The sequence below is a fragment of the Pantoea sp. AG702 genome (assembly GCF_003182295.1).
In the GTDB taxonomy this organism is placed as follows: domain Bacteria; phylum Pseudomonadota; class Gammaproteobacteria; order Enterobacterales; family Enterobacteriaceae; genus Pantoea; species Pantoea ananatis.
Genome location: NZ_QGTU01000009.1, coordinates 144,465 through 154,906 on the forward strand (window position 1 = coordinate 144,465; position 10,442 = coordinate 154,906).

Annotated in this window: 5 protein-coding genes; all 5 read left to right on the plus strand. The window is 55.3% G+C overall.

The window, feature by feature from the left end:
• Nucleotides 1-99 precede the first annotated feature (99 nt).
• The 5 genes from glgB to glgP all read left to right on the plus strand — a co-directional run bounded on the left by glgB (nt 100) and on the right by glgP (nt 9,528).
• The gene (glgB, locus tag DFO57_RS19895) at nt 100-2,283 is read left to right on the plus strand and encodes a 1,4-alpha-glucan branching enzyme (protein WP_015699381.1); all 2,184 of its coding nucleotides are present in this window, start codon (nt 100-102) and stop codon (nt 2,281-2,283) included.
• Nucleotides 2,280-4,259 (plus strand): glycogen debranching protein GlgX, encoded by a 1,980-nt coding sequence (gene glgX / locus DFO57_RS19900; RefSeq protein WP_167310104.1) that lies wholly within the window; start codon nt 2,280-2,282, stop codon nt 4,257-4,259. The genes glgB and glgX overlap by 4 nt, the downstream gene beginning before the upstream one ends.
• Before the next feature lie 13 nt (nt 4,260-4,272).
• Entirely contained in the window at nt 4,273-5,565 is a 1,293-nt protein-coding gene (glgC, locus tag DFO57_RS19905; RefSeq protein WP_110015625.1) for a glucose-1-phosphate adenylyltransferase, read from the plus strand.
• Nucleotides 5,566-5,628: 63 nt separating this feature from the next.
• Nucleotides 5,629-7,062 carry a glycogen synthase GlgA gene (glgA, locus tag DFO57_RS19910; RefSeq protein WP_014604840.1) on the plus strand — a complete coding sequence of 478 codons (1,434 nt, stop codon included), beginning with the start codon at nt 5,629-5,631 and terminating at the stop codon, nt 7,060-7,062.
• 18 nt (nt 7,063-7,080) lie between these two features.
• Nucleotides 7,081-9,528, plus strand: a complete 2,448-nt coding sequence (glgP, locus tag DFO57_RS19915) for a glycogen phosphorylase (protein ID WP_013027535.1) — start codon at nt 7,081-7,083, stop codon at nt 9,526-9,528.
• Nucleotides 9,529-10,442: the final 914 nt, after the last annotated feature.

Sequence of the window (10,442 nt, forward strand, 5' to 3'; positions counted from 1 at the left end):
CGCCGCTGTACTCATGGCTCAATGAAGAGCAGCGCAACAGACCTGCGATAACACGACGTCGTGGTCTTTTCGCCTGCCAACTATCACAGGAAGAAAGTCATGTCAGAGCTACCCGATCGCCAGGCGATCAATGCCCTTTTTGCGGGTAATTATTCCGACCCCTTTTCACTGCTGGGGATGCATAAAACCGAAAATGGTCTTGAAGTGCGTGCGCTGCTTCCGGAAGCCCTGGAAGTCTGGGTCATTGAAACCTCAACAGGACGCAAACTGGTCCAACTGAAGTGTGATGATTCTCGTGGTTTTTTCAGTGGCGTCGTTCCTCGTCGTAAAAATCCGTTTCGCTATCAACTGGCGGTTAACTGGCACGGCCAGCAGAACCTCATTGATGATGCCTACCGCTTTGGCCCTTTGTTGCAAGAGATGGACTTGTGGCTGCTGGCAGAAGGCACGCACCTGCGGCCCTATGAAACGCTGGGCGCCCACGGCGACGTCATTGATGGTGTGATTGGTACGCGTTTTTGTGTCTGGGCACCTAACGCACGCCGCGTATCGGTTGTCGGTGATTTCAACTTTTGGGACGGCCGTCGTCATCCGATGCGTCTGCGTCAGGAAATGGGCGTCTGGGAGCTGTTTGTTCCTGGCGCTGTTAACGGGCAACTCTATAAATTTGAAATCATCGATGCCCATGGACAGCTCCGTATCAAGGCCGATCCTTTAGCGTTTGAAGCACAAATGCGTCCGCAAACCGCATCAATGATTTGCGGCCTGCCCGAAAAAGTGGAGATGTCGGCCTCACGCAAGGCGGCAAATGAGTTTGATAAACCCATCTCTATCTACGAAGTGCATCTGGGATCGTGGCGTCGCCATACTGATGACAACTTCTGGCTCAGTTACAAAGAGCTGGCTGAGCAGCTGGTGCCTTACGTTAAAGAGATGGGGTTTACCCATATCGAGCTGCTGCCCATTAACGAACATCCGTTTGACGGCAGTTGGGGTTATCAGCCGCTCGGTATGTATGCGCCCACCCGCCGTTTCGGTACCCGTGATGATTTCCGCTACTTTATCGACAGCGCCCATGCGGCAGGGCTGAATGTGTTACTGGACTGGGTGCCAGGCCATTTCCCGAGCGATGATTTTGGTCTGGCAAAGTTTGATGGCACCGAACTGTATGAGCACAGCGATCCGCGTGAAGGTTACCATCAGGACTGGAATACGCTGATTTACAACTTTGGCCGTCGGGAAGTCAGTAACTTCCTGGCAGGCAATGCACTGTACTGGATGGAGCGCTTCGGTATTGATGGCCTGCGTGTCGATGCGGTGGCTTCAATGATCTATCGTGATTACAGCCGCGCCGAAGGCGAGTGGATCCCCAATCAATACGGTGGTCGCGAAAATCTCGAAGCCATTAATTTCCTGCGCTATACCAACCGTACTTTGGGACATGTCGCCCCAGGTTCAGTGACGATGGCTGAAGAGTCCACAGACTATCCTGGTGTTTCACGACCGCCTGAAGGTGGCGGCCTGGGGTTCTGGTACAAATGGAACCTGGGCTGGATGCATGACACGCTGGACTATATGAAACTCGACCCGGTACATCGCCGCTACCATCATAATCTGATGAGCTTTGGCATCATGTACAACTACAGCGAAAACTTCGTCCTGCCGCTGTCGCACGATGAAGTGGTGCACGGAAAACGCTCTATTCTTGATCGCATGCCGGGAGATGCCTGGCAAAAATTCGCTAACCTGCGTGCCTACTACGGCTGGATGTGGGCGTTTCCGGGTAAGAAGCTGTTATTCATGGGCAACGAATTTGCGCAGGGCAAAGAGTGGAATCACGATGTCAGCCTTGACTGGCACCTGCTTGAAGGTGAGGACAACTGGCATCACGGCGTTCAGCGTCTGGTGCGCGATCTGAACCATACCTATCAGCATTACACCTCCCTGCATCAGCTTGATTTCGATCCATCGGGGTTTGAGTGGCTGGTTGTTGATGATGCAGAGCATTCCGTCTTTGCGTTTGTACGTCGCGACCGCGATGGCAATGAAGTGATTATTGTCAGCAACTTTACCCCTGTCCCGCGTCCGGGCTATCGCTTCGGCGTGAACCAGGCGGGCAGCTGGCGCGAAGTGCTTAATACCGACCAGCATGAATACCACGGCAGCGACGTGCGCAATCATCTGGTGCACACCGATCAGCAGGAAAGTCATGGCCGCCCGCAATCGCTGAGCCTGAATTTACCGCCACTGGCGACGGTATGGTTCGTGCGGGAGGGGGAATGATATTACGTGCCGGACATCCCCAACCGCTGGGTGCCAGCTACGATGGGAAAGGGGTCAATTTTACGCTGTTTTCCCATCACGCTGAGCGTGTTGAACTGTGCCTGTTCGATGAGAACGGCCTTGAGCAGCGCGTTGAACTCACTGAGCGAAGCGGCGATATCTGGCACGGCTATCTGCCCGGACTCAAGCCCGGACAGCGTTATGGCTATCGGGTACACGGGCCGTGGGCGCCCCAGCAGGGGCACTTTTTTAATCCTGCCAAACTGTTAATCGATCCCTGCGCCAGAGCAGTGCAGGGCGATGTCCCCGACGATCCGCGCTTTCACTGCGGGTATGGCGAGCCTGATGGTCGTGATAACGCCGCCCTCGCTCCCAAGAGCATTGTCGTGACGGACGATTTCGACTGGCAAGGGGATGTGCCGCCGCGCACGTCGTGGGGCGATAGCGTCATTTACGAAGCGCATGTCCGCGGTCTGACGCAGCTGCATCCCGGCATTCCCGAACCCCTGCGCGGCACCTATGCTGCTCTGGGCCATCCGGTGATGGTGGATTACCTGCTGAAAATGGGCATCACCGCCATTGAGCTCCTGCCCATTGCGCAGTTCGCCAGCGAGCCTCGCCTGCTGCGCCTGGGACTGACTAACTACTGGGGTTATAACCCCTTTGCCCTCTGGGCTGTCGATCCCCGCTATGCATCGGGTCAGGATGGCCTGTCTCCTCTGCAAGAGTTTCAGCAGGCGGTAAAGCGTCTGCACGCTGCCGGGATTGAGGTGTTGCTGGATGTGGTGTTTAACCACACGGCGGAACTGGATGACACCGGACCGACGCTTTCCTTTCGCGGCATTGATAACGCCAGCTATTACTGGCTGGACGAACAGGGCGATTATCACAACTGGACCGGCTGCGGCAATACCCTGAACCTCAACCATCCGCAGGTAATGAACTGGACGCTGGAGGCGCTGCGCTACTGGGTGCGCGTCTGTCACGTCGATGGTTTCCGCTTTGATCTTGCGCCGGTGCTGGGTCGCGAACCGGATTATCACCGCGATGCGGCTCTGTTTGAGGCCATCCGCGCCTGTCCGATACTGTCAAAAGTCAAACTGATCGCCGAGCCCTGGGATATCGGTCCAGGTGGTTATCAGGTAGGCAATTTTCCTGCGCCCTTTGCAGAATGGAACGATCAATTTCGCGATACGACCCGGCGCGCATGGCTGCATGGTGACGTCAGCCTGGGGGAATTTGCCTGCCGGTTTGCCGCGTCAAGCGACCTTTTTCAGCATGACGATCGCAGGCCGCACGCGACCATCAATCTGATTACCGCTCACGATGGTTTTACCCTACGCGACCTCGTGAGTTTCAACAATAAACATAACGAAGTTAACGGTGAAGAAAACCGTGACGGGCACGGTAACAACTATAGCCACAATCATGGTACAGAAGGTCTGGAGAGCAGTGCGGAGGTGGCGCAGCGCCGGCGCCGCAGCATGCAAGGGCTGCTGACCACGCTGCTGCTTTCTCAGGGAACGCCCATGCTGCTGGCGGGAGACGAACGGGGTCAAAGTCAGCAGGGCAATAACAATGCGTATTGCCAGGACAATCCTCTGAGCTGGCTCAACTGGCACGATGACGAAAAAGCGCTGGTCGATTTTACGGCGTCGCTGATTCAACTGCGCAAGCGAATTCCTGCACTCACAGCAGATCGCTGGTGGCAGAACGATGACGGCAATGTCCAGTGGCTGGACGCCCAGGGTAATCCCGTAGATGAAGCTGGCTGGAAGCAGGGCATGTGTAGCCTGCAGATTCTGCTTTCAGACCGCTGGTTAATAACAATAAATGCGACAGATTCGATATGTGATATCGCCTTACCAGACGGAGAATGGCACGTCCTTCCTCCTTTCACCGGGGAATGTCACCCCATCCGGTTAACTGTCTGGCATGGTCCCGCACACGCTGTGTGTGTGTTCCAAAAGCAATGATAAGGAGTCAGACATGGTCAAATTAGAAAGAGCAGAACATCTCATGCTGGCGCGCCAGCTCCCTACACAAACCGTTGCCCTTGTACTGGCTGGTGGACGCGGTACGCGTCTGGTCGATCTTACCGCTAAGCGTGCCAAGCCCGCCGTTCACTTTGGTGGCAAATTCCGCATTATCGACTTTGCACTTTCCAACTGTGTGAACTCAGGGATTCGCCGCATTGGGGTCATTACGCAATACCAGTCTCATACGTTAACTCAACATATTCAGCGTGGTTGGTCTATCTTCAACGAAGAGATGAATGAATTTGTTGACCTGCTACCTGCGCAGCAGCGCTTCTCGACGGAGCAATGGTATCGCGGAACAGCGGATGCAGTAACACAGAACCTTGACGTTATCCGACGCTATGGCGCGCAGTACGTCGTCATCCTGGCCGGTGATCATATCTATAAGATGGATTACTCAAGGATGTTGCTGGACCACGTGCTGAACGATGCGCGATGCACCATCGCCTGTCTGCCCGTGCCGGTGCATGAGGCGACCGCATTTGGTGTGATGGCCGTCGACGAAAACAATAAAGTAATCGATTTCGTAGAGAAGCCGCCGAAGCCACCGACAATGCCGGGCGATGACACCAAATCGCTGGCCAGTATGGGAATTTATGTCTTCGACGCCGAATACCTCTATGGCTTGCTGGAAGCCGACCTGCATGAAGCAGGTTCAAGCCACGATTTCGGCAAAGATATTCTGCCAAAAGTGGTCGCGAGTGGAGAGGGCTACGCCCATTCGTTTGCGATCTCTTGTGTGCAAAACGATCACGAGGCACCGCCCTACTGGCGGGATGTGGGTACGCTGGAAGCCTACTGGCGCGCCAACCTTGATTTAGCCTCTGTTACACCCGAGCTGGACATGTACGACAGCACCTGGCCGATTCGGACGCACATGGAACCTTTGCCACCGGCAAAGTTTGTTCAGGACCGTTCCGGCAGCCATGGTATGACGATGAACTCACTGGTCTCCGGTGGCTGCATTATCTCGGGATCGGTGGTGGTGAATTCGATCATGTTTTCCCGCGTGCGGGTGAACTCATTTTGCAATATCGATTCAACGGTACTGCTACCTGATGTGGTAGTCGGCCGATCCTGTCGTCTGCGCCGCTGCGTCATTGACCGCGCCTGTGTGCTGCCAGAAGGGATGGTGATTGGTGAAAACCCTGATGAAGACAGCCGCCGGTTTTTCCGTTCAGAAGAAGGCATTGTACTGGTTACGCGCGCCATGCTGGCCAAACTAAATAGCGCGGGATCATAAACGACAAGCGGCACACAACCCATCGGCACGAGGATCGTGCCTGGTAACTTAATGAGGTCGAGGATGCAGGTTTTACATGTCTGTTCAGAACTTTTCCCGCTGCTGAAAACGGGCGGGCTGGCTGATGTAGTCGGAGCATTACCTCAGGCACAAATTGCGGGTGGAACAGATACGCGTGTGTTGTTACCCGCGTTTCCTGCATTACGTAAAGGAATACCCGATACGCAGGTGGTTGCGGAACTGCAAACCTTTGCCGGTCCGGTGCGCCTGCTTTTTGGGCGATTCGATGGGGTAGGTATCTATCTTATCGACGCTCCCGATCTCTACGATCGGCCGGGCAGTCCTTATCATGATGAATCGCAGTTTGCCTACGTCGACAACTATTTGCGCTTTGCTTTACTGGGATGGATGGGCTGTGAGTTAGGCTGCGGGCTGGATAGCTACTGGCGACCGGATATTGTTCATGCACACGACTGGCATGCGGGTCTGACGTGTGCTTATCTGGAGGCGCGTGGCCGTCCGGCTAAGTCTGTCTTCACCGTGCATAACCTGGCTTATCAGGGGCTTTTTTCGGCGCACCATTTGGATCAGATTCAGCTGCCACAATCGTTTTTTAACATGTTTGGTCTGGAGTTCTTTGGCCAGATCTCTTACCTGAAGGCCGGCTTGTTCTACGCCGACCACGTGACGGCAGTCAGCCCAACTTACGCGCGTGAAATTACGACACCAGAGTACGGCTATGGCATGGAAACGTTGCTGGCACAGCGTATGCGTGAAGGTCGCCTGAGCGGCGTTCTGAACGGCGTGGACCCGGCTATTTGGGATCCTTCTCACGATCTGTTGCTGAGCTCCCGCTACAACCGGGATACGCTGGAAGCTAAAGCGGAAAACAAGCGCCAGCTGCAGGTTGCGATGGGACTGAAGGTTGACGATAAAGCACCGGTGTTTGCCGTGATCAGCCGCCTGACCCGGCAAAAAGGGCTGGATCTGGTGCTGGAAGCGCTGCCGGGTTTACTGGCGCAGGGCGGACAGCTGGTGCTGTTAGGACAGGGTGATGCTGAGCTGCAGCAGGGCTTTCTGGCCGCCGCCGCCGAACATCCCGGCAGCGTGGGCGTGCAGATTGGCTACCACGAGGCATTCTCGCATCGCATCGTTGGTGGGGCCGATGTCATTATGGTACCGAGCCGTTTTGAGCCTTGCGGCCTGACACAGCTCTATGGACTGAAATACGGCACGCTGCCACTGGTCCGCCGCACGGGCGGGCTGGCGGATACGGTCAACGACAGTTCGCTAGAAAATTTAGCGGATGGCATTGCCAGTGGGTTCAGTTTCGAAGACAGTAATGCCTGGTCCTTATTAAGGGCCATTCGTCGCGCTTTTGTGTTGTGGTCTCGTCCTTCACTGTGGCGTTATGTGCAGCGTCAGGCGATGGGAATGGACTTTAGCTGGCAGGTTGCCGCTCAAGCCTACCGCGATCTTTACCAACGTTTGTTGTAACGGATTGGGAAACAGAAAATGAATACACCATTCACTTACGCTTCACCTACGTTGACGGTTGATGCCTTAAAGCACTCAATCGCTTACAAACTGATGTTCACCATTGGTAAAGACCCTTCGATTGCGAACAAACATGAATGGCTCAACGCCGCGTTGCTTGCCGTGCGCGATCGCATGGTAGAGCGCTGGCTGCGTTCTAATCGTGCTCAACTTTCCCAGGATGTGCGTCAGGTTTATTACCTGTCGATGGAATTCCTGATGGGCCGCACGTTGGGCAATGCGCTACTGGCCATGGGGATCTACGACGATCTCAATCTGGCACTGGACGAAATGGGCCTTGATCTGGCCGAACTCATGGAAGAAGAGAACGATCCCGGCCTGGGCAACGGGGGCTTAGGCCGTCTTGCCGCCTGCTTCCTGGATTCTCTGGCTACGCTGGGCATGCCCGGACGCGGCTACGGCATCCGCTATGATTACGGCATGTTCAAACAAAATATTGTGGATGGCGAGCAGAAAGAGTCTCCGGATTACTGGCTGGAATACGGTAACCCGTGGGAGTTTCAGCGCTTCAACACCCGTTATAAAGTTCGCTTCGGTGGCCGCGTTCAGCACGAAGGTGCAAAAGTGCGCTGGCTGGAAACCGAAGAAATTCTCGCCATGGCCTACGATCAAATTATCCCTGGCTACGACACTGACTCGACCAATACGTTACGTTTGTGGGGCGCGCAGGCCAGTAACGAAATCAACCTGGGTAAATTCAACCAGGGTGACTATTTTGCGGCTGTGGAAGATAAAAACCACTCAGAAAACGTGTCGCGCGTGCTTTATCCCGATGACTCGACCTATTCCGGGCGTGAGCTTCGTTTGCGTCAGGAGTACTTCCTGGTGTCAGCTACCGTGCAGGATATCCTGAATCGCCACTGGATGATGCACCGCACCTGGAACAATCTGGCTGATAAAATCGCCATTCACCTTAATGACACACATCCGGTGTTAGCGATTCCTGAGCTGATGCGGTTGTTGATTGATGAGCATAAATTCACCTGGGATGATGCGTTTGATGTGTGCTGCCAGGTGTTCTCTTACACCAACCACACGTTAATGACTGAAGCCCTGGAAACCTGGCCGGTAGATATGATCGGTAAGATCCTGCCGCGTCATCTGAGCATCATCTTTGAAATCAACGACTTTTTCCTTAAAACGATTCAGGAATACTATCCAGACGACTGGGATCTGCTGTCGCGTATTTCGATCATCGACGAGAACGACGGGCGTCGGGTACGTATGGCCTGGCTGGCTGTTGTTGTCAGTCATAAGGTTAACGGCGTTTCTGAACTGCACTCGAACCTGATGGTTCAGTCCCTGTTTGCCGATTTCTCGCGGCTGTTCCCAGGCCGATTCTGTAACAAAACCAACGGCGTAACGCCACGTCGCTGGCTGGCGCTGGCTAATCCGCCACTGTCAGAATTACTGGACGAACAAATTGGCCGTAACTGGCGCACCGATCTAAGCCAGCTCAGTGAACTCAAAAGCTGTGTTGATTATCCTGCGTTTATTGAGAAAGTGGCCGAAGCCAAGCTGGAAAACAAAAAACGTCTGGCGATCTGGGTGGCGAAGAATCTGGATGTCGTTATCGATCCTAACGCGCTGTTTGACGTACAGATTAAGCGCATCCATGAGTACAAGCGCCAGTTGCTTAACGTTTTGCACGTGATTACGCGCTACAACCGCATCAAAGCCGATCCGGACGCCGAGTGGGTGCCGCGTGTTAACATTTTTGCAGGTAAAGCCGCGTCCGCTTACTACGTTGCCAAGCACATTATTCATCTGATTAACGATGTGGCTAAGGTCATCAACAACGATCCTCAGGTTAAAAACAAACTCAAGGTCGTATTTATTCCTAACTACAGCGTGAGTCTGGCGCAGATTATTATTCCTGCTGCCGATCTCTCTGAGCAGATTTCAACGGCAGGTACCGAAGCATCGGGTACCAGTAATATGAAATTTGCGCTCAACGGCGCGTTGACTATCGGCACGCTGGACGGGGCCAACGTTGAAATGCTGGAGCATGTGGGTAAAGAGAACATCTTCATTTTTGGTAACACAACGCCGCAGGTCGAAGCCTTGCGTAAAGCAGGTTATAACCCGCGTAAATACTATGAAGAAGATGCAGAGTTGCATCAGGTGCTGACTCAGTTGGCCTCAGGCGTCTTTAGTCCGCAGGATCCCGGCCGTTACCGTAATCTGTTCGATCTGCTGGTCAACTTCGGCGATCACTATCAGCTGTTGGCAGATTACCGCAGCTATGTGGATACGCAGGATAAGGTTGATGAACTGTATCGCCAGCCGGATGTCTGGCAGCACCGGGCGGCTATGAACATAGCTGGCATGGGCTATTTCTCGTCTGACCGTACGATTCAGGAATATGCGGATGAGATTTGGAATATTTCGCCGGTAAGGTTGTAGTTTGGCGGTAACGTTTCTGCTCTGAGCAGGTTCCACCCGCAACGGTTGTGCACCTTGCAGGTGTGGGGGCACGGTCTTGCATTGAGCAGGTTCCGCCCGCCAGGCGCCGGGGAGTTTCAGCCTGTCCGTGCAGGCGGTCGGGTTAAGGGGCTTGCGCCAGCCCCTTAACAATCCCGGCGCCCGGCAGCCGCCGCTGTTCCTTCGTCATTCGCTGCGGCCTCACGGACCGTCCGGATGCGCCATCCCTGGCGCAGCCGTCCTCGTCGCGGCTTCCGTGCCGCGCCGTCCTGGCCTCCGTTCTTTCCTCAGCGCGGCGGATGCCTTCTGAAAACCCCCGCCTGTGAGGGCTTATTCCTCATTGGGTTTGGCTCTGCCTGTGAGGCGGTGAGCATACCGTTATGCTCTGAGCAGGTTCCGCCCGCCAGGCACCGGGGAGTTTCAGCCTGTCCGTGCAGGCGGTCGGGTTAAGGGGCTCGCGCCAGCCCCTTAACAATCCCGGCGTCCGGCAGCCGCCGCTGTACCTTCGTCACTCACTGCGGCCTGACGGACCGTCCGGATGCGCCATCCCTGGCGCAGCCGTCCTCGTCGCGGTTTCCGTGCCGCGCCGTCCTGGCCTCCGTTCTCTCCTCAGCGCGGCGGATGCCTCCGGAAAACCCCTGCCTGTGAGGGCTTATTCATCATTGGGTTTGGCTCTGCCTGTGAGGCGGTGAGCATACCGTTATGCTCTGAGCAGGTTCCGCCCGCCAGGCGTCGGGGAGTTGCAGCCTGTCCGTGCAGGCGGTCGGGTTAAGGGGCTTGCGCCAGCCCCTTAACAATCCCGGCGTCCGGCAGCCGCCGCTGTACCTTCGTCACTCACTGCGGCCTGACGGACCGTCCGGATGCGCCATCCCTGGCGCAGCCGTCCTCGTCGCGGC